At 62.2% G+C, this 26,986-nt stretch carries 21 protein-coding genes and 1 tRNA gene; 12 read left to right on the forward strand and 10 right to left on the reverse strand.

What is annotated here, in order from left to right:
* The first annotated feature begins 4 nt into the window (after nt 1–4).
* From E5K00_RS15405 to E5K00_RS15415, 3 genes are all read left to right on the forward strand, one after another.
* Complete coding sequence (locus tag E5K00_RS15405; protein ID WP_135464207.1) at nt 5–205, forward strand: PID-CTERM protein-sorting domain-containing protein; 201 nt, start codon at nt 5–7, stop codon at nt 203–205.
* Between the two features lie 299 nt (nt 206–504).
* Nucleotides 505–1,752, forward strand: a complete 1,248-nt coding sequence (locus E5K00_RS15410; RefSeq protein ID WP_135464208.1) for an efflux RND transporter periplasmic adaptor subunit — start codon at nt 505–507, stop codon at nt 1,750–1,752.
* An 11-nt stretch (nt 1,753–1,763) separates the two neighbouring features.
* Nucleotides 1,764–3,248, forward strand: coding sequence for a TolC family protein (locus E5K00_RS15415; RefSeq protein ID WP_135464209.1), 1,485 nt, complete (start codon nt 1,764–1,766; stop codon nt 3,246–3,248).
* Nucleotides 3,249–3,458: 210 nt separating this feature from the next.
* Here E5K00_RS15415 and E5K00_RS15420 read toward each other — a convergent pair whose 3' ends face one another.
* Complete coding sequence (locus E5K00_RS15420) at nt 3,459–3,851, reverse strand: YybH family protein (protein WP_135464210.1); 393 nt, start codon at nt 3,849–3,851, stop codon at nt 3,459–3,461.
* 435 nt (nt 3,852–4,286) lie between these two features.
* Between E5K00_RS15420 and E5K00_RS15425 the strand changes: the two genes are divergently transcribed.
* From E5K00_RS15425 to E5K00_RS15445, 5 genes are all read left to right on the forward strand, one after another.
* Nucleotides 4,287–4,955 (forward strand): ABC transporter ATP-binding protein, encoded by a 669-nt coding sequence (locus E5K00_RS15425; protein ID WP_135465014.1) that lies wholly within the window; start codon nt 4,287–4,289, stop codon nt 4,953–4,955.
* A gap of 111 nt (nt 4,956–5,066) precedes the next feature.
* Nucleotides 5,067–5,627: an RNA polymerase sigma factor gene (locus E5K00_RS15430; protein ID WP_135464211.1), complete on the forward strand. Its 561-nt coding sequence runs from the start codon at nt 5,067–5,069 to the stop codon at nt 5,625–5,627.
* The gene (locus tag E5K00_RS15435) at nt 5,617–6,864 is read left to right on the forward strand and encodes an ABC transporter permease (protein WP_135464212.1); all 1,248 of its coding nucleotides are present in this window, start codon (nt 5,617–5,619) and stop codon (nt 6,862–6,864) included. Before E5K00_RS15430 ends, E5K00_RS15435 begins: the two co-directional genes overlap by 11 nt.
* Nucleotides 6,865–7,082: 218 nt before the next feature.
* A complete protein-coding gene (locus E5K00_RS15440; RefSeq protein ID WP_167856917.1) occupies nt 7,083–8,222 on the forward strand; it encodes an ABC transporter permease in 1,140 nt (379 codons plus the stop codon).
* 245 nt (nt 8,223–8,467) lie between these two features.
* Nucleotides 8,468–9,847 carry a sigma-54-dependent transcriptional regulator gene (locus E5K00_RS15445; protein ID WP_135464214.1) on the forward strand — a complete coding sequence of 460 codons (1,380 nt, stop codon included), beginning with the start codon at nt 8,468–8,470 and terminating at the stop codon, nt 9,845–9,847.
* Between the two features lie 16 nt (nt 9,848–9,863).
* On the opposite strand, the gene E5K00_RS15450 is transcribed toward E5K00_RS15445, so the two are convergent.
* A complete protein-coding gene (locus E5K00_RS15450; protein WP_135464215.1) occupies nt 9,864–10,289 on the reverse strand; it encodes an endonuclease domain-containing protein in 426 nt (141 codons plus the stop codon).
* 153 nt (nt 10,290–10,442) lie between these two features.
* On the opposite strand from E5K00_RS15450, the gene E5K00_RS15455 reads away from it, so the two are divergent.
* A complete protein-coding gene (locus E5K00_RS15455) occupies nt 10,443–11,756 on the forward strand; it encodes a sensor histidine kinase (protein WP_135464216.1) in 1,314 nt (437 codons plus the stop codon).
* Between the two features lie 15 nt (nt 11,757–11,771).
* Here E5K00_RS15455 and E5K00_RS15460 read toward each other — a convergent pair whose 3' ends face one another.
* Nucleotides 11,772–11,972 carry a helix-turn-helix transcriptional regulator gene (locus E5K00_RS15460; RefSeq protein ID WP_167856918.1) on the reverse strand — a complete coding sequence of 67 codons (201 nt, stop codon included), beginning with the start codon at nt 11,970–11,972 and terminating at the stop codon, nt 11,772–11,774.
* Nucleotides 11,962–12,432 (reverse strand): hypothetical protein, encoded by a 471-nt coding sequence (locus E5K00_RS15465; RefSeq protein ID WP_135464217.1) that lies wholly within the window; start codon nt 12,430–12,432, stop codon nt 11,962–11,964. Before E5K00_RS15465 ends, E5K00_RS15460 begins: the two co-directional genes overlap by 11 nt.
* 273 nt (nt 12,433–12,705) lie before the next feature.
* Between E5K00_RS15465 and E5K00_RS15470 the strand changes: the two genes are divergently transcribed.
* Nucleotides 12,706–13,380, forward strand: a complete 675-nt coding sequence (locus E5K00_RS15470; protein ID WP_135464218.1) for a DUF1345 domain-containing protein — start codon at nt 12,706–12,708, stop codon at nt 13,378–13,380.
* 44 nt (nt 13,381–13,424) lie between these two features.
* Here the strand turns inward: E5K00_RS15470 and E5K00_RS15475 are convergent, their stop codons facing one another.
* On the reverse strand, nt 13,425–14,078 hold the full coding sequence (locus E5K00_RS15475; protein WP_135464219.1) for a response regulator: 654 nt from the start codon (nt 14,076–14,078) through the stop codon (nt 13,425–13,427).
* Nucleotides 14,079–14,509: 431 nt separating this feature from the next.
* On the opposite strand from E5K00_RS15475, the gene E5K00_RS15480 reads away from it, so the two are divergent.
* Nucleotides 14,510–15,160: a response regulator gene (locus E5K00_RS15480; RefSeq protein WP_135464220.1), complete on the forward strand. Its 651-nt coding sequence runs from the start codon at nt 14,510–14,512 to the stop codon at nt 15,158–15,160.
* 77 nt (nt 15,161–15,237) lie between these two features.
* Here the strand turns inward: E5K00_RS15480 and E5K00_RS15485 are convergent, their stop codons facing one another.
* From E5K00_RS15485 to E5K00_RS15505, 5 genes are all read right to left on the reverse strand, one after another.
* Nucleotides 15,238–22,647 carry an Ig-like domain-containing protein gene (locus tag E5K00_RS15485; protein ID WP_167856919.1) on the reverse strand — a complete coding sequence of 2,470 codons (7,410 nt, stop codon included), beginning with the start codon at nt 22,645–22,647 and terminating at the stop codon, nt 15,238–15,240.
* Between the two features lie 331 nt (nt 22,648–22,978).
* Complete coding sequence (locus E5K00_RS15490) at nt 22,979–23,527, reverse strand: phage tail protein (protein WP_135464222.1); 549 nt, start codon at nt 23,525–23,527, stop codon at nt 22,979–22,981.
* 71 nt (nt 23,528–23,598) lie between these two features.
* Nucleotides 23,599–24,141, reverse strand: a complete 543-nt coding sequence (locus E5K00_RS15495) for a phage tail protein (RefSeq protein WP_135464223.1) — start codon at nt 24,139–24,141, stop codon at nt 23,599–23,601.
* 546 nt (nt 24,142–24,687) lie between these two features.
* On the reverse strand, nt 24,688–25,161 hold the full coding sequence (locus E5K00_RS15500) for an RNA polymerase sigma factor (RefSeq protein ID WP_245328309.1): 474 nt from the start codon (nt 25,159–25,161) through the stop codon (nt 24,688–24,690).
* A gap of 367 nt (nt 25,162–25,528) precedes the next feature.
* Nucleotides 25,529–25,600, reverse strand: a tRNA-Arg gene (locus E5K00_RS15505).
* A gap of 116 nt (nt 25,601–25,716) precedes the next feature.
* On the opposite strand from E5K00_RS15505, the gene E5K00_RS15510 reads away from it, so the two are divergent.
* The gene (locus tag E5K00_RS15510; protein WP_135464225.1) at nt 25,717–26,922 is read left to right on the forward strand and encodes a DUF2652 domain-containing protein; all 1,206 of its coding nucleotides are present in this window, start codon (nt 25,717–25,719) and stop codon (nt 26,920–26,922) included.
* The last annotated feature ends 64 nt before the right edge of the window (nt 26,923–26,986 follow it).

Genomic DNA, 26,986 nt, shown 5'->3' on the forward strand with positions numbered 1-26,986 from the left:
GAGAATGATCAATCTGTCAATCCGCCGCATTGCCCTGTGCATCCTATTTCTCGGCGTAACTCAACTACCGGTACTGGCTCAGGGCCCCGGCAATGGCGGTCCGCAGCCGGGCGCCACCAATGCTCCCATCGACGGCGGCGCCAGCCTGCTGTTAGCCGGGGGCGTTGCTCTGGGCCTGCGCCGCTTGCGCCGTCGGCAGGCTTAGCGCTCCGCTAGTAGGTTGCGGCCGGCGCTAGTCCGGCTGACCTGGTTTCTACCGCCCATCGTGCCTGGCACAGTGGGCGGTTTTTTTATGGGCCGACTTGCGGCAGCTGGTTCTGCTGAACAACCCGAACAAACCGGGACGGGCAGGGCTCCACTTCCGAACAGCCTGTCCATTTCCGGACAATGTTTTGCGGCGGCTTTTGGCTAGTTTGATTTGTTTGCATCAGATAGTCAGCGGGTTAGATGAATGGCACGGGCCTTGGCTGCTAGTAGGGGAAACTATACCCTTCCTGCACGAAAATGGACAGAGCTATTTCATCTTCCACCCAAAACCGCCGCCAGCGTAAGCGCTGGCTGATGGCCGCCGGCGTGCTGGCCCTGGCCGTGGCGGCGCTGCTGGCTTTCCGCTCGGTGCTGCAGCCGAGCGTGTCGCGGCGCGAGCTGCTGACGGCCCGCGTCGAAACCGGCGACGTCGAGGCCTCGCTCACGGCGTCGGGCCTGATTATTCCCGGCCGCGAAGCCGTTATTACCAGCCCCATCCAAAGCACGATTCGGCGGGTGGTGCTGCAGGTGGGCGAGAAGCTGCACCCGGGCCAGACCATCGTGGAGCTGGACAAGGAGCTGACGACTACGGCCCTGGCCAAGCTCCAGGACGAGCAGCAGCAGAACCGCAACAAGAACGGCCAGCTTCAGCTCAGCCTGGAAAAAGCCCTGAACGACCTGGAGTCGCAGGAACAGGTGCAGCAGGTGAAGGTGCGCAGCCTGCAGTCGACGCTGCGCGACGAGCAGTACCTGCTCAAAATCGGGGGCGGCACGGCCGAGAGCGTCCGGCAGGCCGAGCTGAACCTGAAAGTAGCTCAGCTGGAATTGCAGCGCCTGCGCGAGCAGATCCGCAACCAGCGCGCCGCCAACGCCGCCGACGTGCGCGAGCTGGGCTTCACGATGCAGATTCAGGACCGCAGTATCAGTGAGCTGGCCGGCAAGCTGGCCCAGGCCAACATCAGCAGCCAGCAGCCCGGCGTGCTGACCTGGGTGAACGAGAACATCGGGAGCACCGTGAACCAGGGCGACGCGCTGGCCCGCGTGGCCGACCTGAGCAGCTTCCGGGTGCGGGCCACCATTTCGGATACCTACGCCGATGCCCTGCACCTGGGCGACGCGGTGGTGGTGCGCGTGAACGACACCGACCTGCGCGGCACCGTCACTACCGTCAGCCCGGCCGTGGATAAGGGCGTCGTGACGTTCTACGCCAAGCTGGCCGACGACCACAGCCCCGTGCTGCGGGCCAACCTGCGCGCCGACGTATTCGTGGTGACGCGGGCCCACCAAGGGGTGCTGCGCGTGAAAAATGGCCCCTTCTACCAGGGCGGGAAAGAGCAGGCCGTGTTTGTGGTGCGCGACGGCAAGGCCGAGCAGCGCACCGTGCGCTTCGGCGACAGCAACTTCGACTACGTGCAGGTGCTCAGCGGCCTGCAGCCCGGCGACGAAATCGTGCTCAGCGACATGAAGCAGCACGCCGATACGCCCCTGCTGACCATCAACGACTAAGCAGCCGCGCCATGAAAAACCCGTTTCCTTTCCGAGCCGCTTTGCTGACGGTCGCCAGCGGGCTGCTGAGCGTGGTGGCCCCGGCCCAGAACCGGCCCCAGCCGCAGGCGGGGCAGGCCGTGAGCCTAACGCAGGTTATCGACCTGGCCCTGGAGCAGTCGTCTATTGCCCGGCAGGCCATCACCAACCGCGAAACCAGCTACTGGCAGTACCGCACCTACCAGTCGAACTACCGGCCCCAGCTGGCTTTGCAGGGCATGGTGCCCAATTTCAGCCGGGAAATCAGGCTCGTGACCCAGCCCGATGGCACCAACGCCTACCGGGCCGTGCGCAACAACTTCGCCGACCTGGCCGTGACCCTCAGCCAGGCCATCGGGCCCACGGGCGGGCAGGTGTACCTGAGCTCGGCCGCGCAGCGCATCGACGACTTCTCCCGCGACGAGCGGACCTACAACAATCAGCCCTTCAGCATCGGCCTCAGTCAGCCCCTGGGGCGCTACAACAGCCTGCGCTGGGCCCGCAAGATCGAGCCGCTGCGCTACGAGGAGTCGGGAAGGCAGTACGTGGAGGAGCGTGAGACGATTGCCCAGCGCATCACGGAGCTGTATTTCGACGTGCTATTGCAGCAGGTAAACGCCGACGTGGCCCGCCAGAACGCGCAGGCCAACGAGGAGCTGCTGCGCCTGGGCAAAGAGCGGTTTCAGCTCGGCCGCCTCTCGCAGAGCGACCTGCTGCTGCTGGAGCTGAACCTGCTGAACTCGCGCAAAGCCCTGGGCCAGGCCCGCCTCGATGCCCAAAACGCCGCCGTGAGCCTACAGAGCTACACCGGCCTGGCCACCGACGCACTGCAGCTGACGATTCCGGAGGCTACGGCCAAGCTCACCATTCAGCCGGAGCAGGCCCTGACTCAGGCCCGGCAAAACCGGCGCGAAACCCTGGCGTTCCGGCGCCGGCTGCTACAGGCCGAAAGCGACGTGGCCCAGGCCAAGGGCACCACCGGCTTGCAGGCCACGCTGCTGGCCAACCTGGGCTACACCAACAGCGCCGCCAGCTTCTGGAACACCTACAACAGCCCCCAGGACAAGCAGCAGGTAAGCCTGGCCTTTTCGATGCCGCTGGTCGACTGGGGCCGGCAGAAGTCCATCATCAAAACCGCCGAGCTGAACCGCCAGCAGGTAGAGCAGACCGTAGCCCAGGAGCAGATGACCTTCGAGCAGAGCGTCGTGACGCAGGCGGCGCAGCTGAGCAGCCTGCGCGAGCAGCTGGAGCTGTCGGCCCAGGCCGATTCGCTGGCCCAGCGGCGCTACGCCATTGCCCGCGCCACCTACCAGGTCAGCCGCATCAGCCTGACGGACCTGAATATCGCGCTGGCCGAAAAAGACCAGGCCCGCCGCGCCTACATTGCCGCGCTGCGGGCCTGTTGGGTGGCCCACTACCGCCTGCGCGCCCTCACCCTCTACGATTTCGAGCGGCAGCAGGCCCTGGCGGCGAAGTAGTGAGATGGTGAGGTTGTGAGTTTTTGTTCGACTGGCCTTACCTGCCATGTAGGGCGAGGCCTCTTCGACGCAAAAAGCCCTGTACCATCGACGTGGTACAGGGCTTTTTGCGTTGTCATCGACTGAGAGTAGATGAGACAAGTTCCTCATTGCCGCTTTCCGCGCAGACCACTCCGGATAAACAACTCACCATTTCACTATCTCACCATCTCACTGCGCGGGCAGGTTGGTGTTCCAGATGTCCTGGTGCAGGCGCCACTGGCCCTGCTGCTCTTTCCAGACGACGAGGTACTTGCCTTGGTCGAGCTGCTGGCCGGCGGCGTCGAGCAGCGTGTAGGTGCCCAGCTCGATGGCCGTTTCCTCCAGCTCTTCGATGTCGCGGGTTTTGAGCTTGACTTGTTTCACGCCCATGCCCATCGCGCCCTGCCAGAACGCCTGAATGCCGGCCGCATCCTGAATCGGCTCCATGCCGGTGGGCAGCAGCACGGCCGTGGAGGTGTAGAGATTCGCAATGCCGGCGGCATCGCCCCGCGCGAAGCTGGCTTCGAACGTGTCGTTGGCGTGCCGGATTTCGTCGCGGACGCTGGTGGCGGTAGTGGTCATGGGAGGTGGGGTTAGGTAAGGAAAGAATCAGGAGTAGAAGATAGGGTTTTTTGGGGCAATACCAGGGTGACTGCCAGCGGTGTAAAGCCCGGCGACGCACGCCGGCCGGGCTGGCAGCAGCAGAAATTTTCAAAAGCGTACAGCGCAGCCTCCATTTTCGAACACCCTGTCCGTTTCCGGACAATATTTTCATGGGGATATTCTTGCTGGTTGAATGTAAAATACTGAAAGTAAATAGCTTATAAAGTTGGCACAGGCCTTGGCTACTACCAGGAGAACCAGCCCCGCGGCCGCACAAAAACGGACACGGACACCGGGGCCGCTGCCACTACCCGCTTTGACCTCAAACCGCTCGAACCCATGAACTCCACGACTGCGCAAAACAACCTGTTTGCCTCGCCCGAAGTCGGGCTGCACCCCGCTCCGGCCCCGGCCATGCTCAAGCTCACCGACATCGAGAAGGTGTACCAGACCAAAACCATTGAGACGGTGGCGCTGAACCGCGTGAACCTGACCATCAACAAGGGCGAGTTCGTGTCGGTGATGGGGCCATCGGGCTGCGGCAAATCCACGCTGCTCAGCATTATGGGCCTGCTCGACGAGCCTTCTTCGGGTCAGGTGGAAATTGCGGGGCGCCCCGTCACGTCGTATTCCGACAAAGAGCTGGCCCACTTGCGCAATCAGAAAATCGGGTTCGTGTTCCAGAGCTACCACCTGATCAACGACCTCTCGGTGCTGGACAACGTGGAGCTGCCTCTGCTCTACCGCAGCAGCGTGAGCGGCAAGGAGCGGCGGCAGCGCGCCCACGCCGCCCTCGACAAAGTAGGCCTGAGCGCCCGCACCACCCACTTTCCCTCGCAGCTTTCGGGTGGGCAGCGCCAGCGCGTGGCCATTGCCCGGGCCCTGGCCGGCAACCCCGAGCTGATTCTGGCCGACGAGCCCACCGGCAACCTCGACTCGGTGATGGGGGAGGAAATCATGGACCTGCTGCTGGGCCTCAACCGCCAGGACGGCGTGACCATCGTGATGGTCACCCACGACGAGCAGCAGGCCCTGAAAACGGAGCGCGTCATCCGCTTCTTCGACGGCAGCCAGGTGCAGTAATTCTGAATTCTGAATTGGAAGCAACTGCCACCCGGGTAGCCCAGTCCGGCGAAAGTCCCTTCAGGACCCGGAATTCAGAATTCAGAATTCAACATTCATAATTCAACAGTCATGTTATCCGAAACCGACCTCGTGGCCGAGTGCCGCCGCGGCAACCCCCGGGCCCAGAAGGTGCTCTACGACCGGCTTGCCCCCGCTATGCTGGGCGTGTGCCTGCGCTACCTGCGCCACCCGGAAGACGCTGAGGAGGCCCTGGTGCTGGGCTTCGTGAAGGTGTTCCGGGCCCTGGCGCAGTACCGCCACGAGGGCAGCTTCCGGGGCTGGGTGCGCCGCATCATGATCAACGAGGCCCTGGGCCAGCTGCGCCGCAAGCAGCCCCTGCACGTCGACATCGACGAGTGCCACGACGGGGTGGCCACGATGGCTGCCGCCGCCGAAAGCAACCTCGACGCGGCCGATTTGCAGCGCCTGATTCAGGCGCTGCCCACCGGCTACCGCACCGTGTTCAACCTCTACGCCGTGGAGGGCTACAACCACCCCGAAATTGCCGCGCTGCTCGGCATCTCGGAGGGTACTTCCAAGTCGCAGCTCAGCAAGGCCCGCGCCCAGTTGCAGCGGCAGCTGGCCGTGCTTCACCACTCTTCTTTTCAGCCCCAGTCTTATGCTGCTTAGCTACCTCAAAATTGCCTGGAAGGTGCTGTTGCGCCGCAAGTTCTTCACCTTCATCAGCCTGTTCGGCATCAGCTTCACGCTGATGGTGCTGCTGGTGGTAGTGGCCATGTTCGACCATACCGTGGGCGCCCACGCCCCCGAGACGCGCCTGGACCGGATGCTGTTCGTCAACTTCATGCGGATCAAGTTCAAGGACAACGGCAACCAGAACTCGCCGCCCAGCTACTACGTGCTCGACCGGTATGTGCGCAAGCTCAAAACCCCGGAGCAGGTGGCCATCTACTCCAACTTCCACTCGACGCCCAGCTACGTGGGCAACAGCCGCATCGACCTCGACCTGAAGTACACCGACGAGGCGTTCTGGCAGGTGCTGGACTTCACCTTCCGGGACGGGAAGCCCTTTTCGGCCGCCGACGTGAAGGCCGCCGCCCACGTGGCCGTCATCAACCGCACCACGGCCCGCAAGTATTTCGGCACCGAGCGGGGCGTGGTGGGTAAGATCATCGAGGTAAACCAAACCAACTTCCGCGTGCTGGGCGTGGTCGACGACGTGCCGGCCATGCGCATCAGCTCCTACGCCGACGTGTGGGTGCCCATCACCATCCACCCCAGCGACCTGAACCGGGTGAGCCTCACCGGCGACTTCTCGGCCATTATCCTGGCCCGCTCGGCTGGCGACCTCAAGGCCGTGCAGGCCGAGTTCGACCAGATGGCCAAGCAGATTCCGCTGACCGACCCCAGGACCATGCTCTACCTGGACCTGCACGCCGACTCGCTGTTGGGCTCCTTCTCGCGGCAGATCATGAGTCCGCTGACCGAGCACAGCTCCGACGGCCTGAACATTCTCTACGCCATCCTGGCCGGCCTGGCCCTGCTCTTTATGCTGCTGCCGGCCCTGAACCTGGTCAACATCAACGTGAGCCGCATCATGGAGCGCTCCTCCGAAATCGGGGTGCGCAAGGCCTTCGGGGCCACCGGCGGCACCCTGATTGGGCAGTTCCTGGTCGAAAACATCTTTCTGACCACCATTGGGGGCCTGCTGGGGTTGCTGATGGCCTACGTGGCCCTGCAGCTCATCGGCGGCTCGCAGCTGCTGGCCTACGCCCACTTCGAGCTGAACTGGCGCATTTTCAGCTGGGCCCTGCTCGTGACGCTGTTCTTCGGCGTGCTCTCCGGGGTGTACCCGGCCTTCAAAATGTCGCGCCTCCAGCCAGTGCAGGCCCTGAAGGGAAAGTGAGGTGTGAAATGGTGAGATGGTGAGTTGTCGTTCAAGCTGCGCCAACTGCGCAACACGCTCCGGCAGAGCATCAACTCACCATCTCACTACTCACAAACTCACCATTTCACCCCGCCACCAGAACATCAAACTCACCATTTCACCACTTCACCATTTCACCGATGGTTCGTCACCTGTTTATTCTGATCTGGAACCGTAAGCGGTCCAACTTTTTGCTCATGGCCGAAATTCTGCTGTCGTTTTTCGTGCTGTTCGTCGTGAGCGTGCTGCTGGTGAATTACTACTACAACTACCGCCAGCCCATGGGCTTCCACTCCGACAACGTGTGGGAGTTCGGCATCAATGCCGGGCAGGACACGGTGGCGCGGCGCGAAAAGATGCGGCTGGTGGTGCAGGAGCTGCAGGCCACGCCGGGCGTGGTGGCCGTCACGGGCACCGGCGACAACACGCCCTTCTCCTTCAGCACCATGAACACCGACGAGTACCGCTACCACGGCCGGCAGATCGGCTACATCGACCGCTACGACGCCGACGATGAGGCGGTGAAGGTGCTGGGCCTGAACGTGGTGGCCGGCCGCTGGTTCGACCGCCGCGACGATGCCGCCGGCCGCCGCTTCCCGGTGCTGATCAACCAGGCCTTTGCCCAGCAGATGTTCGGCGACGAGGCCCCCGTGGGCAAGGTGCTCACCAACGAGAAGAAGAGCGAGGAGTGGCACGTGGTGGGCGTGGTGGACGCCTACCGCTCCGCCAGCGACTTTGCCGCCAACGAACCGGCCATCTTTCACCGCAAAACCCTGGATGATACTTCGCGCTACGTGCAGCAAGAAGTCCCGATTCTGCTGGTGCGGGTGCAGCCCGGCAGCGGGGCCGTGCTGGAGCAGCAGCTGGTGCGCAAAATCAAGAACGTGACCAAGGGTTGGAGCGCCAACGTGAATACGCTGGCGGAAAACCGCCGCGACAAGCTCAAGTTCATCATGACGCCGCTGGCCGCGCTGGGGCTGGTGGGCCTGTTCCTGATTATCAACGTGGCCCTGGGCTTGTTCGGGGTGCTGTGGTACAACATCAACCAGCGCAAGGCCGAAATCGGGCTGCGCCGGGCCCTGGGCGCCACCGGCAACGGTATCAGCAAGCAGTTTCTGGGCGAAATGCTGGTCGTGACGACGCTGGGCGTGCTGGGCGGGCTGGCGTTGGCGGTGCAGTTTCCGCTGCTGGGCGTGTTCGGGGTGGCCTCCGGGGTGTACGTGCAGGCCATGCTGCTGGCCACCGTCCTGATTTTCGTGCTGACCGCCATCTGCGCCCTGCAACCCAGCCGCATTGCCGCCGGCATTCAGCCCGCCGTGTCGTTGCGGGAGGAGTAGGGGGGCGGGCGTTGGTTGTTAAAAAAATAAAAAAAGTTTTTTAACAACCGGCACCTGGCCTGCTGCCTGGTTGTGAAAAAAATAAAAAAAATTTCTTTACAACCCGAGCTAGCTCTATTACCTGGGTGTAAACAAAATTTTTTCTTCTGGTTTACACCCGGTTTGCTGCCTAGTCGGCCCCGGAGCCGGCTTTATCCGCTGCGGCGTTCTTTTCTATTGATCTTTTCCGTCCTTCGCGGCTACCTATGATTCTTGTCGTCGATGATGATTTGGCCGTCCGCACTTCGCTGGGGCTGCTGCTCAAACAGGCCGGCTACCCGGCCAAAGGCGTTGCCACGCCCGAGGAAGCCTTGCAGGTGGTGCAGGCCACGCCCCCGGCCCTGGTGCTGATGGACATGAACTACTCCCTCGACACCTCCGGCCACGACGGGCTGCAGCTGCTGGCCCAGGTGAAGCAGGTGGCCCCGCAGGTGCCCGTGATTCTGATTACGGGCTGGGGCTCCATCACGCTGGCCGTGGAAGGCATCAAGGCCGGGGCCGCCGAGTTCGTGACCAAGCCTTGGAACAACGACTCCCTGCTCCAGACCATCCGCACCATCCTGAGCCTACAGGAGCGTCCCGCCGCCGGCTCCACCCTCAGCCGCCGCGACCTGGACCGGCAGTTCAACTTCCGCAACATCGTGGGGGCCGATGCCCAGCTGCTGCACGTGCTGCGCAACGTGGGCCAGGTGGCCGCCACCGACGCTTCCGTGCTGATTGAAGGGGAGAGCGGCACGGGCAAGGAGCTCATTGCCGAGGCCATCCACCAGAACAGCCACCGCCGCGACAAACCCTTCGTGAAAGTGAACCTGGGCGGTATTTCGGCTTCCCTGTTCGAGAGTGAGATGTTCGGGCACCGCCGCGGGGCCTTCACCGACGCCAAAACCGACCGGGTGGGCCGCTTCGAGTTGGCCAACAAAGGCACCATTTTCCTCGACGAAATCGGGGAGCTGGACCTGGGCAGCCAGGTGAAGCTGCTGCGCGTGCTGCAAGACCGTACCTACGAGGTGCTCGGCGACAGCCGGGCCCGCAGCCTCGACATTCGGGTGATTTGCGCCACCAACCGCAACCTGGCCGAGATGGTGCGCGAAGGCCGGTTCCGCGAAGACCTCTACTACCGCATCAACCTGATAACCGTGCGCCTGCCCGCCCTGCGCGAGCGGCCCGACGACATTCCGCTGCTGGTAAATCACTTCGTGCAGAACCTGCGCACTACTTACAACCGCCCTTCGCTGAAAGTGGGGACCCGGGCCCTGCACTGGCTGCGCGAGCTGCCGCTGTCGGGCAACATCCGGGAGCTGAAAAACCTGGTGGAGCGCGCCGTGCTGGTGTCGGGCAAAGACGAGCTGAGCCCCGAGGACTTCCAGGCCCAGTTCACCAAAGTGCCCGCCAAGGCCGCGCCCGGCGAGCTGCCGCCCGTGGGCTCGATGACCCTGGAGGAAGTGGAAGTGCAGATGATCCGCAAGTCGATGGAGTTCTACGCCGGCAACGTGAGCCGGGTAGCCAAAGCCCTGGGCCTAAGCCGCGGTGCGCTATACAGAAGGCTGGAGAAGTACGACATTCCGTTTGACGCGGCCCAAAGCTAGAGCTAAGGCTAGAAAGCTAGTTCCCCTCCTCAGATGAGGAGGGGCTAGGGGTGGTTGAAACGCCAGAACAACCCCCAGCACCAAACGCCGCTTCAATTCCGGCCAATACTCCATCCAACTGCTCCAGTACCAGCCTATTCTCGAACCGCAGTACCCGCAGGCCCAAACCCGCCAGATAAGCTGTCCGTTCCACATCGTGGGCCTCGCCAGTTACCGTGAAGTGTCCCGCACCATCCAGCTCCACTATCAGCTTTTCGGCCGGGCAGTAGAAGTCCACGATGTAAGCGCCAATGCCATGCTGGCGGCGAAACTTGCGGCCAGCCAGCTTGCTGCTTTGTAGCGCCCTCCATAAAGTAGCTTCGGCCTCGGTAAGATGATTTCGAAGCTCACGGCGCGTAGCTTTCTGATGGGTAAGATTATGAATATGTTCGGTGTCGGGCATAATAAATAGTTTTAGGTAGCTCAATATAAACAACGCTCCGGTCAACCACCCCTAGCCCCTCCTTGCTTGATGCGCAACATCATCTGAGGAGGGGAACTAGCTTTGTAGCTTCTCCTAGCTTTCTAGCCTTTAGCTTTGGCCTAATCCTTACCCATGACCCTGCGCGTCAAGTTTTTGCTCTTTGTCGTCATTATTCACGGGGTCCTGATTGCGCTGGCCGCCCAGGTGATGCGCACCAACGCGCCGCTGTTCGTGGCCACGGAAGTCATGCTGCTCGGGTCCATTGTGCTCACCGTGCAGCTCTACCGGGGCTTCGTGCGGCCGTTTCAGCTGATTGCGGCCGGCACCGAGGCCATTCGGGCCAAAGACTTTTCCATGAAGTTCGTGCCCGTCGGCCAGCGCGAAATGGACCAGCTCATCGACGTGTATAACCACATGATTGACGAGCTGCGGCAGGAGCGCGTCACGCAGCACGAGAAAAGCTACCTGCTGGAGCACCTGATTCAGGCCTCACCGGCCGGCATCCTGCTGCTCGATTTCGACGGGCGCATTGAGGCCGCCAACCCCGCCGCCGAGCGGTGCCTGCTCTTGCCCCTGGCCGGGCTGCTGCGCCAGCTGCCCAGTGAGCTGCCCGGCGGCTGGGGCCCGGCCCTGAGCACGCTGCGGGCCGGGCAGCCCCAGGTGGTGCAGCTCTCGGGCATCCGGACCTACCGCGCCCACTGCTCCCACTTCCTCGACCGGGGCTTCACCCGCAACTTCATCGTGCTGGAAGAGCTGACCCAAGACCTGATCCGGCAAGAAAAGCAGGCCTACGAGAAGCTGATCCGGATGATGTCGCACGAAATCAACAACTCCATCGGGGCCATCAACTCCATCCTGCAAAGCTTCAGCTACTACACCCCGCAGCTGCGCCCCGATGACCAGCCCGACTTCACGGAGGCCCTGGAGGTGTCCATCAACCGCAATACCCACCTGGCCAACTTCATTGCCAACTTTGCCAACCTGGTGCGCCTGCCCGCGCCCACGCGCCGCCCCTGCGACGTGCACGACTTGCTGCGCTCCATTCACCGCCTGATGCTGGTGCCCAGCGAAAAGCGCCGTATTGCCTGGCACTGGGCGCTGGCCCCCGCCCCGCTCTGGGTGGAACTCGACTGCCAGCAGATCGAACAGGCCGTGCTCAACATCGTCAAGAATGCCCTAGAAGCCATTGGCGCAGACGGCAACCTGACGATTCATACCAGCCTGCAGCCGCCCATGCTGCGCATCGAAGACGACGGGGCCGGCATTGCGCCCGAGGTGCAGCGGCGGCTGTTCACTCCGTTTTTCAGCACCAAGCGCGACGGGCAGGGCATCGGCCTCACCATGATCCGCGACATCCTGCTCCAGCACGACTTCACCTTCAGCCTCGAAACCACCCCGGCCGGTACCACGGCCTTCACCATCTGGTTTGCGGCGGCCAAGGCCTAGCGGCGCACGGCGGGCTTAGTCTGCGGCTTCGAGGGCGAAGAGCTGCTCGACGGGTTTGCCGAATACGGCGGCCAGCTTCAGGGCCAGCACCGTGGAGGGCACGTACTTGCCGGCTTCCAGGGCGTTAATCGTCTGCCGGCTTACGCCGATGCGCTGGGCCAGCTCTTCCTGGGTCAGGCGGAGCACGGCCCGTTCTACGCGGATGTTATTCTGCATGCATAGCCGCTTTAGCGCCGCGAAACAGGACCACGTGAAACCGCACCAGAAACAGCAGCAGCGGCGTGAACATGGCGTAGGTCATGACCTCGAAAAAAGGCATGCCGCTGACCAGCAGGAAGGCCAGCACGAGCAACGCGTAGTAGGCGTACATGGCCCACAGCAACGATTCGAGCCGGAGCTGCGCAATGTATTCGTCTTCGTGCTTTTCGCGGGAGCAGGCTGCCAGCAGGCCGCCGCCAATGAGCACAATGGCATACAGGTCGTGGTTGGCGCGCACCTGCCGCCCGTTCACCAGATCTGGCAGGTCGGCGCTGCCGATGGGCGAGGGCAGCCACGCCAGCAAATGGGGCAGGTGCAGCAGGTTGTACCATTCCAGCAAACCCAGTACCAGGGCCACTGCGGCCAGGCCCAGGCCCAGCAGCTTGTAGCGGTGCGGAAATAAATAGCGTGTCGGCATACCAACAGAATGAGGCGGTGAAGTATGCTCTAAATGTATAGTTTATTTTACTTAATGTAAAGTTTAATTTACATAAAAATATATTTTTCGCCCAGATTCCACGGAACTCCGGCAGCACCCAAGCCGGCCGGCAACAGCAAGCCACCCACCAAGCCGCTCTACCCGGAACGGCTTTTGGTGCAATCGGAACCATCCAAAAAATGCCGGTGAACCGTAGAAGCTGAGCCGGGAGAATTACGCACCTTTGGCTCCCGACTCCCGCTTCCCGTCTGTATGCCGACTGCCGTTTTTCGACTTATTCACCGCACGGGCCAGCTGCCGGCGGGGCCCCGGCTGCTGCTGGCCCTGGCCCTGGGCCTGCTGACCTGGGCGGGGCTGGCCACGCTGCCACCCGCCGCCCGCATCGTAGCCGCCTGGGACGCCTTCGGCTTGTCGTCATTGCTGCTGATCTGGGCGGCCATTACCACGGCCGACGCGGCCCACATTCGCCAGACGGCCCGGCGGGAAGATGCCAGCCGCACCTTGTCGTTCGTGTTTGTGCTGGTAGCGGCGCTGGGTAGCCTGCTGGCGGTGCTACTGCTGCTCAGCTCGGTGCACGAGCTCAGCCGCTCCGAGCGGCACCTGCACGTGTGGCTGGCCACGGCCGCCGTGGCGCTGGCCTGGCTGCTGGTGCACACGGTGTTCACGCTCCGCTACGCCCACCTCTACTACGATGCCACCACCGCGGGCCGCCCCGGCGGCCTGGAGTTTCCCGGCGGCGAGCAGCAGCCCGATTACCTCGACTTTGCCTACTTCTCCTTCGTGGTCGGCATGACGGCCCAGACCGCCGACGTGAGCATCAGCGGGCGGCAGCTGCGGCGGCTGGCGCTGCTGCACGGTATCGTGTCGTTCGGTTTCAATACGGCGGTGGTGGCCCTGAGCATCAGCGGGCTGGCCGGGGTGCTCTGAGTGCCGCCTCGGCACAGAATGGGGCGCGGGCCCAGACCCCGATTCTACTTCACCAGGCCTTGGTTCACGGCGAACTTGATGAGGGCGGCGGTGTTTTTGGCCTGGGTTTTCTCGATGATGTTCTGGCGGTGGGTTTCGATGGTGCGCTTGCTGGTGAAGAGCTTGTCGGCAATTTCGGCGTTGGTCAGTCCCTCGGCAATGAGCTGCAGCACTTCCAGCTCCCGCCCCGACAGCTCGGCCGGGTGATGGTCGGGGCCGCCGTCCCAGGGCTTGCCGGTGTTCATCGTGAGCTTGCGCAGCAGCTCCAGGCCGATTTCGGTGCACAGAAAGGGCCGGCCCTGCGCCACCGTCCGGATGCCGTACACGATTTCCGCAATGGAGGCATTCTTCAGGACGTAGCCCGCAGCTCCCGCGTCCAGGGCCTGGGCCACGTACCGCTCGTGGTCGAGCATAGACAGCACCAGCACGCGCACCTCGGGGTACTGAGCCCGCAGAATCGGCAGCGCCGCGAAGCCGTCCAGCTCGGGCATGGTCAGGTCCAGCACGATGACGTCCGTGGGCGTGGTGGGCAGCAGATCGAGCAGCTGCTGGCCGGTGCCGGCTTCGCCTACCACGTCAAAGTCGGCCTCCGCAACGAGCATTGCCCGAATACCCTGCCGCAAAATAGTGTGGTCATCAGCCAGGATGATACGTGTCATACGACGAAAAAAATAGGTGGGCCGGAGGTAAAATATTAACAGCCAGTAGGGTGCGGTGTTTTTCGCCGCAAATGGGAACTAGGCAAAAATATATCTAATCGTAGGTATTACGACCGGATGGGGTTACCAAGGCTGAAAACGGAAAAAAGCCAGGTCCGTATTTATACGCATGAATAATGAAGAGTAGTCACAGGCGCCGCGCTTTAGAGGTATAAATACTGCTTTTAGTGCCCTGCTGCTGCTTTGCCTGCCCGGCGGCGTAATATTGCTGCCCAGCTGGCGGTTGGTCGGCAGGTTTTTCGGCGGGCCGGCGGAGGCGCCTGCCGAAGCCGGATACCTCCCCCCGGTGCTGGCTGCTAAAAGCAAGGGTTGCGCTGGCAACTGAAGGTGGGCCGGGTCGGAAAGCAGCGATTGAGCTAATAGTGTCTGTCATGATTCGAATAATTCTTACCGATGACCATGCCATCATCCGCGACGGAGTCCGCTCGTTGCTGCGCGATGAGCCTGAGCTGGACGTGGTAGGGGAAGCCGGCAACGGCGAAGAACTTCTGGCCCTGCTACCCGGCACGCCAGCCGACGTAGTGCTGCTGGATCTGACGATGCCGGGTAAAGATGGGTTTGCTACCCTGAACACGCTACGCGAACAATACCCGCAGATCCGGGTGCTGATTTTGTCCATGCTCGACCACGAGCGGTATGTGGCCCAGGCCCTGGATGCGGGGGCCACGGGCTACGTCCTGAAGAACACCAGCCGCAGTGAGCTGGTATATGCCCTGCATCGGGTAGCGGCCGGGCATCACTTCTTGTGCACCGCCATTTCCATGGGGCTCCTGCGCAAGTTTCAGGCTCCTGAGTTGCCCGTGGGGGAAAGCGCCCGGGCTACCAGCTCGCTGTCGAAGCGGGAGCTGGAAGTGTTGCAGCTGATTGCCGAGGGACTGACCAACGCCGAAATTGCCGACAAGCTCTTCACCAGCAAGCGCACCATCGAAACCCACCGCCAGAACATCATCGAGAAAACCCAGGCCAAAAACACCGCCGCCCTCATCAAGTTCGCCGTGAGCAGCGGCTTGCTGCCTGAGTAACTGGCCGGCTACCGCGCAGAAGGCATAAAAAAAGCCCCCTGAAAACTCAGGGGGCTTTTTTGTGCTAGCGACGCCGCTTATTCAATAATGAGGCGCTTGGTAATGGTGCCGGCTTCCGTGCTCAGGCGCAGCAAGTACACGCCCACGGGCAGCTCTTGCAGCGACAACGCGTGGGCCGTAGCGCCCAGCGCGGGTAGCACTTCCTTCCGCACCTCACGCCCAACGGCATCGAGCATGCTCACCGTCACGGGCTTGCGGCCCAGCGCGGCGGGAAGCTCAATCCAGGCCGTTTTGCGGGCTGGGTTGGGGTAGAGCGTAACGCTGGCGGCCAGGGCATTGCTGCCCACGCCCAGCGGACGTACTGCTCCGAAGCTCAGCGAGAACCGGTCCGTAATCAGGGCGGCGTTGCTGGCCGAGAACGTGTAGCTGGACTGCTGCTGCAGGTCGATCTGCTGGCCGGTTACGGCGTCACGCAGATAAATCGACGTGGTACCGAAGTTAGCCAACGACGCGGCTTGCAGCGTGTAGGTGCCCGTTACGGGTACACCCACGGTCAGCGGTACCAGCGTGCTGGTGGTCAGCAGGGGCAGACCGTTCACGGCCAGGCCTTTGCCCACGGCCACCGAAGCCAGGTTCAGGCCGGTGGTGTTGGGCAGCTTCTCGGCGTCGTAGTGGTCGTCGAGCCCCGCCGTGGCGCCTTCTTCGAAGTATACGTAGGCAGGGTCATGCACACCCTGGGCACTCACCAGATCCAGCTGCAGCGCGGGCCGGGTATCGGCGGCGGGGCGGTTGAACACGGGGGAGTCGTAGGACGTGGACCGCCAGGCATCCTGGAAGTTGAAGGAGGCAACCGGCTGATTTACCCGCAGGAAGAAGCCAGCCATGGCGGGCACCGTGCCGTTGGGCAGCGTGCCGAAGCCGTTCTGGTAGAACTGGTAAATACCGCCGTACTGCGTGCTCGACTTATAGACGTAGATGGCATCAATTACGCCGGCCGGCAAGTTGGTCCGGGCCTTGTTCCAGTCCAGGGGCGCCGGATACGGGTTGCCCAGCAAGTGCCAGCCCGAATTGGCTTCGGTCCCAAACGAGAGGCTGCCTACTGGTACAGTGCCCGAGTTGAGCGTGCCAATCAGGTCTACTTTCTCGCTGGCGGCAATGTTGACCGTGTAGCCGCGGCCCCGCACCAGATTGTCGCCGAGCGAGCTGGGCGAGAAGTAGCCGTAGTCGAAGTTCTGCGTCGTGGCATTGGTGCCCACGATGCGCGCTTGGTCATAGCCGTACACGGTGGGGAAGGGGTTCACCGTGTTGCCCTGGGTGTTATAGTCCGGGTTGACGACGGGGGAGAAACCGCTGGTCGTCAGATCGGCTACCGTGGTGGTCTGCACCGGCGAGCTGTAGTGGCGGTAGCCCAGGCCCGTGTTCCGGCTGGGGTCGATATACCGCTGCATCGTGGCCTGACCAATAACGGTTGCCCCATTGTTGTTGATTACCATGGCCGTACCCGTCGCGTCTGACTCCAGCGTGAAAGGATTGCCATTGGTGTTGAAGTTGCCGTTGAGGGTGAGCACCCGCTGCACGGCCGCACCGGCCGAGGTAGCCAGCAAGGCCCCGTTGGCCTCAATGGTCAGGTTCCAGAAGCGGGTGGTACCGCTGCCCGCAATACTAATCAACGCTGTGCTACCCAGGTTCACCGTGCCGCCCGTGGGCTGGAAGGTGCCGTTGTTGCTCAGGTTACCTGCCAGCACTAGCGTACCGCTGGTCTGGGTCAGCCTTGCGCCGCTGTTGATGGTCAGGTTGCGAGCGTTGGCCGTGGCCGTGGTGAGAGATGGAAAGCGGCCACCGCTGGGCGAAGTCGGAATGGTCGCATCGACGCTCGTGGTCGGCACACCGGAGGTCCAGTTGACCGCCGTGAACCAGTCGCTCGAATTGCTTCCGGTCCAGGTGGTAGCCGTCACGACCGGCACCGCAATGACCAGGCTGTAAGAGCGTGATCCGCTGAAGGGGCCCGGCGCTGCCGAGTTGTCGGTCGCCGTCACGGTGAAATTGAACGTGCCGTTGACGATGGGCGTGCCCGCAAGCGTGCCACCGGTCGTCAAGGTCAGACCCGTCGGCAATGCGCCGGCGGTAACGGCAAACGAGTAGGGGGCCGTGCCACCCGAGGCTGTCAGCGTCTGGCTGTAGCCCGTGCCCTGCGTACCGCTGGGTAGCGTGGCCGGATTCACCGCAATAGTCGGCGCCTGGAAGGTAACCGAGTAGGCTGGAGCGGCGGTGTTGCCGTTGCCAGCTTGGTCCTGGGACACGTTGGCCGGTACGTTCACCGTTACGGTGCCATTGGCCGAGGGCGTCACGTTGAACGAGTAGTTCGCGCCCGAGCCCGAGAAGCCCGAAATCGTGCCCCCCGTTACCGTTACATCCCCCGTCACAAAGCCCGTCACGCTTTCCGAGAAGGTTACGCTCACCGGAATCGGAGACGTTGAGGTGGGGTTGCTGGCCGAGGAGCTGATAGCTACTGCGGGGCGGACGGAATCCACCGTGAAGGTGTTCGTGTTCGAGTTGGCACTCACGGCTTGGCCACTGAGCTGGGCCGTGGCGTACACCGTGTGCGAGCCTTGGCTCAGGGCCGAGGGCTGGGCGATGCTCCAGTTGCCGCTGCCGTTGGCCGTGGTGGTGCTGGGCAGCGCCACGCCGTCCACGTACACCTGCACGGTCGAGTTGGCCGGGGCCGTACCGCCGTAGGTGGGCGTGCTGGTGCTGACAAAGCTGCCGTTGGCCGGCACAACTACCACTGGGGCCGCTGTAACGGTCTGGCTGTAGATAAAGCTGAAGGGGGTAGCGGCGGTGTTGCCGTTGCCAGCTTGGTCTTGGGCCACGTTAGCCGGTACGTTCACCGTCACGGTGCCGTTGGCCGAGGGCGTCACGTTGAACGAGTAGTTCAGGCCCGAGCCGGCGAAGTTGGAGATGGTGCCGTTGCTGACGCTTACAGCCCCGGCTACGAAGCCCGTCACGCTTTCCGAGAAGCTCACCGAGAAAAGAACGGGCGAGGTGCTCGTAGTGGCGCCATTCGTGAGGCCCGAAGCACTGAGCACTACAGTGGGCGGGAAGGTATCGACGGTAAAGGTGTTCGTGTTGGAGTTGACACTCACGGCCAGACCGCTGAGCTGGGCGGTGGCATACACCGTGTGGCTGCCCTGGGTCAGAGGTGTCGGCTGGATCAAGCCCCAGATGCCGCTGCTATTGGTCGTCGTCGTGCCAACGGCCGAGCCATCGACGTACACGGTGACCGTTGAGCTGGCAGCTGCCGTGCCGCCGTAAATCGGGCGGTTATTGTTTACTAGGCTGCCGTTCGCCGGTTCCGCTACTACAGGCGCAGGCGTTACCGGCTGCGAATAGATAAAGGTGAACTGGGTAGCAGCGGTGTTGCCATTGCCGGCCGCATCCACGGCCACGTTAGCCGGTACGTCTACCGTCAGCGTGCCATTGGCCGAGGGCGTCACGTTGAAGGTATAGGTCGCACCCGAACCCGCGAAGCCCGAAATCGTGCCGTTGCTGACGCTTACATCCCCGGCCACGAAGCCCGTCACGCTTTCCGTGAAGGTCACCGTGAAAGGTAGGGGCGAAGTCGAGGTCGTCGTGCCGGAAGCCCCCGCCGAGGAGCTGATGGCTACTGCGGGGCGGACGGAATCAACGATGAAGGTGTTCGTGTTCGAGTTGGCACTGACGGCCTGGCCGTTGAGTTGAGCTGTGGCATACACCGTGTGCGAGCCTTGGGCCAGGGCCGTAGGCTGCGTGAAGGTCCAGCTGCCACCAGCCGAGGCCGTAGTGGTGCCGATGCTGATGCCATCCACGTACACCGTTACCGTGGCCGTGGCCACGGCCGTGCCGGAGTAAGCCGGCGTGGCGGTGTTGAGCAGGCTGCCATTGGCCGGCGCCGTTACGACTGGCGTAGCCGTAACCGTCTGCGAGTAAATAATAGAGAATTGGGTGGCGGCGGTGTTGCCGTTGCCGGCCGCATCCTGGGCTACGTTAGCCGGTACGTTCACCGTCACGGTGCCGTTGGCCGAGGGCGTCACGTTGAAGGTAAACGTGGCGCCGGGGCTCGTGCCCGAGAAGCCCGAAATCGTGCCCCCCGTTACCGTGATATCCCCGGTCACGAAGCCCGTCACGTTTTCCGAGAAGGTTACCGAGAAGGGAATCGGCGAGGTGCCGGTCGTGCTACCGTTAGCCCCGGCCGAGGAGCTGATAGCCACTGCGGGGCGGACGGAATCAACCGTGAAGGTATTCGTGTTCGAGTTGGCACTCACAGCCTGACCGTTGCTCTGGGCCGTGGCGTACACCGTGTGCGAGCCTTGGCTCAGGGCCGTGGGCTGGGCGATGCTCCAGTTGCCGCTGCCATTGGCCGTGGTGGTGCTGGGCAGCGCCACGCCGTCCACGTACACCTGCACCGTCGAGTTGGCCGGGGCCGTGCCGCCGTAGGTGGGCGTGCTGGTGCTCACCAGGCTGCCGTTGGCGGGTACAGTTACCACCGGGACGGCCGTCACCAGCTGCTGGTAGACGATGCTGAACTGGGTAGCGGCACTATTGCCCGTATTGTTAGCATCTACAGCCACGTTGGCCGGTACGTTCACCGTCACGGTGCCGTTGGCTGACGGAGTTACGTTGAAGGTGTAGGTCGTGCCCGAGCCCGTGAAGCCCGAAATCGTACCGCCCGTTACCGTCACGTCGCCCGCCACAAAGCCGGTTACGCTGGCCGAGAACGTCACCGTCACCGGGATAGGCGAGGTGTTGGTCGGGCTGGTGGCCGTGCTGCTGATAGTAGCCGTCAGGGCCGGGGCCGTCACGCTGAACGCGGCCGAGGTGAAGGCATCGTACGTGGGGATGTTGTTAGGCTGAATACTGCCTACGAACACGTCGTTCACAAACACGTTCAGCCGCTGGTCGCGTGCGGTGTAGTTGCGCTGGATGGCTTGGAAGCCGACCTGGTAGCTGCCCGTGGGCACGGCCAGGTTTTGCGACGCGCTGGCGTTGTTGTCGCCGTTCGTGCTTTGCAGCAGCAGCACCGCATCACCCGAAAAGGCCGTCGAGCCGAATGCGCTGTTGTTGCGCGAAACGCCGGAGAAAGCCCCGCCAAAGGTCCAGGGGGAAGCTACTACACCTTGGGACTGATACAGGAAGCTGCTCGCCCCCACGTTGTTGCTTTCAAAGCTGCCGTTTTGCAGGGCATTGGCCACGGGGCTGCCGCCGCTGAACACCTGTACTACGTCCACGAAGGCCGTTACATCACTGTTGCCGCTGGCGCTGCCCGCGGCCTGAATGCGCAGGGTGGGCGCCGCCGCGAAGCTCTTGGTGATAGTGTAAGTTTCGCCCAGCGTGTAGGGCACGTTGGTGACCGTGGGCGAAATGCCCGCGCTATTCTGCACGTTCAGCGTCAGAGTTCCGTTGCCAGTGCCGGTGTTCACCACTACGGTGTAGCTAGCACCCGAACCGGATACGGAGCTCACGCTGGCGCCCGTGGAGCTGGTCACCGAGAAATTGCTGGTCGTCAGGCCCGATACGTTACCCGAGAAAACCACCCGGTAGCTTACCTGAGTCGTGGCCGTCGGCGAAGGCAGCAGGCGCGTTATCGATACGACCGTGGCCGTGGGGGCCGTGTAGGTGATGCTGAATTGGGTGGCGGCGGTGTTGAAGTTGCCGGCCGCGTCTTGGGCCACGTTGGCCGGCACGTTCACCGTTACCGTACCATTAGCCGTGGGCGTCACGTTGAAGGAGTAGGACGCCCCCGAGCCGGTGAAGCCCGAAATCGTGCCGTTGCCGACCGTTACATCCCCCTGCACGAAGCCAGTTACTGGCTCCGAGAAGGTCACCGTCACCGGAATGGGCGAGGTGCTGGTCGGGCTGGTGGCCGTGCTGCTGATGGCGACGTTCGGCTGGGTAGTGTCGACCACAAAGGAGTTGGTGTTCGAGTTGGCGCTCTGGGCCGAGCCGTTGATGCTGGCCCGCGCAAACACCGTGTGGCTGCCCTGGGTCAGGGCCGTGGGTTGGGTCAGCGAGAAGGTGCCGCCGGCCGTGGCCGTGGTGGTGCCAATAGCCGAGCCATCCACGTATACCGTGACCGTGCTGTTGGCCGTAGCCGTGCCGGAGTAAGCCGGTGTGGTCGTGGCCAGCAGGCTGCCGTTGGCGGGCGCCGTTACCACGGGAGCATTTGGGGGGGTAGTAAAGCTTACCACGCTGCCGTAGCTGGTGCCCACCGAGTTGATGGCATAGGCTCGCACGTAATACGTAGTGCCTGCCGTCAGTCCGCCGATGGTTTCGGAGAAAGTACCCGTGCCCGTGCCGTTGGTATCCTTCGTGTCGCTGGTAGTCGGGGTGGTGTTGGTGGTGCTGTATACCACGCCGCGCTCCGTGACGGTAGCGCCGCCATCGGCCGTTACGTTACCGCCCAGGATGGCGCTGGTGGAGGTGATGCTGGCCGCCGCAGTTGTGGTTACCGTCGGGGCGCTGGCGGCTACGGAGTTGTTGCCTATGCCGTTGAAGCTGTAGACTCCACCCGCCACGACCGTACTGATGTACGTGCCGGTCAGGGTGAAGCGGGAAATACCCGTGTTGCCGGTGTTCGCGCCGTCGCCGACGTAGATAACGCTGTTGGGAACATCAACCCGCAACGATTGAGGGTTGTTGAACGTGGTGGCCGAGTTGCCCGAGGCCAATACTGTCACACCCGTCCCGTCGAGGTTGGCCGAAACAAGCCGGTCGTCAGCAGCCGTGCCGCTGCTTTGCACCCAGTAGAGCTTGTTGCCCACTACCTGCAGCCCGTTGATGCTAATCCCGGCTACGCCCGCTACGATAGTGTTGAGGTACGTGCCAGACAGAGTGAAGCGGGAAATACCCGTGTTGCCGGTGTTCGCGCCGTCGCCGACGTAGATAACGTTATTGGCCGCATCCACCCACAACGATTGAGGGTTGTTGAACGTCGTGGCCGAATTGTCCGAAATCAGGGTTGTCCTGTTCGTGCCATCAAGGTTGGCTGAAGCAACCTGGTCGAGCGCGGCCGTGCCGCTGCTTTGCACCCAGTAAATCTTGTTGCCTACTACCTGCACGGCATTGATACCAGCACCAGACGTACCCGGCACAATGGTGCTGAGCAGCGTGCCCGTCAGGCTGAAGGTGCGAATGCCGGTAGTAGCGGTAGTCGCGCCATCACCGACGTAAATAATGTTGTTGGCCGCATCCACCCACAGCGCGTTGGGGTTGTCGAAGTTGCTCGCCCCGGAGGCCAGCGCAGTCTGGCCCGTGCCGTCCAGGTTAGCCGACGCAAGCCGGTCGTCGGCAGCCGTGCCGCTGCTCTGCACCCAGTAGATCTTGTTGGCCGTCGTTTGGGCTTGCGCGCCACTGGTGGCCAGCAACAGCAGCAGGAAGGCCAGAAGCCGGCCCGCATATGCCTGGCCGGCTGTACGCCAGCGGCCAGGCTCTCCCACGTCGGAGGGGAGCATCGCTCGGCGAATGATAGAGAGAAAAGGTAAACTCATGGGTTGTAGGAAAAAGTGTAGTGATGCAGTAGTGAGCGAAAAGGTGTTCGGCCTACGCGCTTAGGGGAAAGCAGCTGGCAGTAGAGGAGACAAACCGGACCAAGCGCTGACAGCCCCAAGCGGGTGGCGCGTGCAGGCGAAAGGGAAATATCGGGTATGTATAATGTATCCGGTACTGAATAAACAGGGAAGCACTGCCCCGCTTTTTCAAGCCGGGCAGTGCCTCTGGTGCATTGAGGGTAATGGAAAGCAGGCCTGCCGCGCTCCTGCGCGCCGCCACCTGCCTCCCGGCTGGCTAGCTGCGCGACGGGAACACGCCGTTCAGGCAGATGATGTAGTTGAGGGCCAAGAAAGGGGGGCGGTTTTCGTGGGCCTGGCTGCCGCCGACGGGGGCAATGGCGCTGGGGCTCATGGGCGTCGGCGTGCCGGGGGTGGTGGTGGTGTAGGGGTTCACCGTCACCTCGTCGCCGGTGCTGATCGAGCCGGTGGCCGCGCCCAGCATGGCCCCGGCGGGGGAGGCCACGTTGCCAGTGGCCGTGTTGCCCACCAGCTGGTGGGTGTGAGCCGGCATCTGCTGAGTCGTCAGCGTTACCGTCTCTACCCCGCCGACCTGGCCGATGGTGTAGTTGGTTTGACTTTGGCTTTGACCCATGCCCACGGCCACGCGGCCGTTCAGATTTGGCAGGGCGAAATTGGTGGTGCCGTTGCCCCCGTAAAACGTGCCGATGACGGCAAACAGGGCTTGGTACTGATTGATGGGCAGCAGCTGACCATTGCAGAAGGCCCAGTCCCGGGGAGCGAAGTTGCCGCCGAATAATTTAACGATGCCAATGTACTCGTCCATGTCGATAGAAAGAGAAAAAAGGTTGGTTTACAAGAGTCTAGCTGGTAAGAGCCAGCACAAATGCTATTTAGTTAGCTGCGGGATGGGTACAGCCCGTTCACGCAGATGATGTAGTTGAGGGCCAGGAAAGGGGGGCGGTTTTCGTGGGCCTGGCTACCGCCGACGGGGGCAATGGCGCTGGGGCTCATGGGCGTCGGCGTGCCGGGGGTGGTGGTGGTGTAGGGGTTCACCGTCACCTCGTCGCCGGTGCTGATCGAGCCGGTGGCCGCGCCCAGCATGGCCCCGGCGGGGGAGGCCACGTTGCCAGTGGCCGTGTTGCCCACCAGCTGGTGGGTGTGGCCCGGCATCTGCTGGGTCGTCAGCGTCACCGTCTCCACCCCGCCGATTAAGCCCAGAGGATAATTGCCCTGGCCCAAAATGGCGCCGACGGCCACGCGCCCGCGCAGGTCGGGCAGCGCGAACGTCGATGTGCCGTTGCCTCCGTAAGTAGTACCCAGAATAGAATACAAGGCAGAGTTCTGCGCAATTGAAATCAGGTTACCGTTGCAGATAGCCCAGTTCTGCGGCGCGTAATTACCCGCAAACAGTTTGATCATACCAATGTACTCGTCCATAGAAGGAAAAAGGGGAAGAAAGTGAAAGAAATAGCCTTAGCGTCGGGCCAAGGCCGAAAAGCCAGAGCACACGCTAAAGCCCCTGGTAGGGCTGTGCATGATAAGCCAGGAAGGGTGGCGCGTGTAAGATGACAAAGCGGGTAGGGCTCTTAATAGAAGCCCGGTATCGGGTAGGCAAGCAAAAGGAATAAAACCCACTTGCTGCTCAGGCACCATGCGGGTTATAAGGAGGCTGCACGGGCCGGAGCGCGTATAGCACGAATCAGAGCAATAGGTAGTAGAAAAGGGCGGCGTAGATACGCTCTGGGGGGAGCGGGCAGCAAATCTGCGGAAATAAAACCAGTTTTAATAGTACTATTGTAATATTTATAAAATGGACACCGTTCCGCTTGCGCGCCCGCCCGAGCTGCCGAAATCGTAGAAGTGGTAAGAAGTGAATATTCGGCCCTGCCAACCGGAAAAGGCAGGCGTGAGCCGCTGATCCAGAAAGGATAAGCGAAAATTCACGGATTGTAAAAATACAGTTTTGCCCCGGCCTACAGAATGCTACCGGGCTGCTTTGGCCAGGGCGTGCATGGCGGCGCGGGCCCGCGTCTTGACGGTGCCCAGCGGAACTTGGAGCTCATCGGCTACCTCGGCCTGAGTGAACCCCCCGAAGTACAACAAGTCAATGATTTTACGGTCGTTCGGCTTGAGGCGCATGACTAGTTCGCGCAGGCCTACGTGCTCGGGCTGGAAGCCGGAAGCCGCCATTTCGTAGCAGGCAGTGCTTTTTTCCAGGGATTGGGTTTTCTGGCCCTCGTGGTAGTGCCGGGTCCGGATGCAGTCGATGGCCGCGTTGCGGCAGATGTTCAGGGCCCAGGTAAACAGCCGCCCGCGGTTGGCATCGTAGGAGGCGAATGAAGACCAGATTTTTACCATGCTTTCCTGCAAGGTGTCTTCCGCCAGGGACTCGGAGCGGACGATGCGCAGGATAACGTTGTAGAGAATGTGGCCATAGTTGTCATAAAACATAGTCATAGCCGACTCGTCCCGCGCGTATAGCCGCTGCACTAACACATTTTCACCGACTGGTAGCATTAAAGCAATACGAATAAACGTTAAGCGGAACAGAGACAGAATAAGGGGTTACCCTTGGCAAAAAGTACCGGGCCAGCGCGCAAGGCTTCGCGCGGGCAAAACGCCTTAACCAAGAGTAGCTCCCTGTATACTGGGTTGAAACAAGGAAGTTGCTGCGCTGGCGGGCTAGTCGTTGGAAACCGATCTGGGCCCGCTGAACTTGGGTTTCCGCTCTTTAAAAGTAAGATCGTGACGCTTGGTGCTCTTGGGCAAGCATAGCTCCCGAGCAAAAAAAACCTGCTTACGGAACGTAAGCAGGCGAGGGGAGTAGCCGCGACGGGAATCGAACCCATATCAAGCGTTTAGGAAACGCCTATTCTATCCGTTGAACTACGCAGCCGGCACAGGTTTCCGGGCAAAGGTAACGGGAAAGCAACCTACGACCCAAACCTGCTTCTCTTCGCCTTGCGTATAGGCGGCTATAAAGGCTTGCTGATTTCTTTCTGGTTTGTATCTATGGGTGTATTGGACGACCTACGCACGGCCCGCCGGGCCGCCGGCAAACGACCGGTGACTGCCGCCACGGCCGCCGACGATGGTATGGTGCCCGCACTGCTGTTCATCCCCGATATCAGCGGCTTCACGCGCTTTATCCAGGAGTCGGGCAGCGTGCTGGCCCCGCAGCTCATTGCCGATCTGCTCGAAATTCTGGTGGAAGCCAACACGCTCAGCATGGAAGTCAGCGAAATTCAGGGTGACGCCATTCTGTTTTACCGCCTCGGGCCGCCGCCCTCGGTGCAGGAAGTTGTGACTCAGTGCCGGCGCATCTTCCTGGACTTTCAGAACTACCTGCGTCTGATGGAGCGCGACCTGGATTCGGAGCTGAGCGCGGCCCTGCGCAGCCACGATTTGACGATTAAGATTATCGTGCACTTTGGCAAGGTTAGCGTGGCTCAGATCCGGCAGTTTACCAAGCTGATGGGGCGCGACGTTATTGTGGTGCACCGGCTGCTGAAAAACAACGTGACCGGCAACGAGTACGTCCTGCTCTCCGATGGCTACCTGGAAACCCAGCCGGCGGCCGACGTAGCCCGCAGCTTTTCCTGGACGCGCCTGCTGCGGGGCACCTGCCTCTACGATTTTCTGGGCGAAATCTGCTACCGCTACGCCTACCTGTCGCCGCTGCGGCGGCTGCTCAACGAGGAGGGTACCGGCAACGGCGCCCACCGCGGGGCCGATGGCAACGCCCTAAAGGTGATGAGCACCGTGCGCGTACCGGCGGCTTATGCCCTGCGCGTGCTCAGCAACTTCCGGCTGCGCGCCCACTGGATGCCCGGCGTGAGCGAGGTGACGTACGACCTGACCAAGGCCGGCCGCCTGGGCACCAGCTACAAAGTCAACCTGAACCGCGGGCAGATTGACTTCCAGACCGTGCAGCGCTTCGAGGATGCCGACCGGATTGAGTACGTCGAGAAAATCTCGCTGTTCCGGCTGTTTCCCAATTCCTTCCTGTTCTGCTTTATCGAGGCCGTCGACGACCGTTCCTGCCTCGTGACGCTGGAGTTTCGCTACGGCTACATTGCCAGCGCCCGCCCCCTGATCCGGTTTGGGCAATTGCAGCGCATGCGCCGCTTCATGGGCCGGTCGATAGCGCAGCTAGCCCGCCTCTGCGAGCGAATGCACCGCCGGCGCCAGGTGCATGGCCAGGCCGATGCTTCGTAAGTGCCAGCACAAAAAAGCCCCGCCAGAACAGTGACGGGGCTTTTTTATGAAGCTTGACTGCGAA

The sequence above is a fragment of the Hymenobacter aquaticus genome (assembly GCF_004765605.1).
Classification (GTDB): Bacteria; Bacteroidota; Bacteroidia; order Cytophagales; family Hymenobacteraceae; genus Hymenobacter; species Hymenobacter aquaticus.